The organism is Psychrobacter sp. 16-MNA-CIBAN-0192, from assembly GCF_040309565.1.
Classification (GTDB): Bacteria; Pseudomonadota; Gammaproteobacteria; order Pseudomonadales; family Moraxellaceae; genus Psychrobacter.
In genome coordinates this window covers 1-276 of sequence record NZ_JBEOOX010000204.1, presented here as the reverse complement: position 1 = coordinate 276, position 276 = coordinate 1, and the positions used below count along the sequence as shown (strand labels likewise).

1 pseudogene is annotated in these 276 nt (G+C 48.9%); it reads left to right on the top strand.

From position 1 onward, the window contains the following. Window positions 1-276: pseudogene (locus AAEY78_RS12930) on the top strand (N-acetylglucosamine-6-phosphate deacetylase); the annotation flags it as partial.

Sequence of the window (276 nt, the reverse complement as noted above, 5' to 3'; positions counted from 1 at the left end):
GTGCAACAGGCAGATGAGCACCTAACGGGGTTAGTTGCGCCAGGCTTTATTGACTTGCAAGTGAATGGTGGCGGTGGTGTATTGTTTAATCGTACTAGCAGTGTTGCTGGGGTTAAACAAATGCTGCTGGCACATGCCAAGTATGGCACAACTGCCATGTTGCCGACTTTAATTACTGACACGGTTGAAGTGATGCACCAAGCAGCCGATGTCATTGCTGATGCTATTGCTTTGCAGACTCCCGGTATTATTGGCATTCACTTTGAAGGCCCGCAC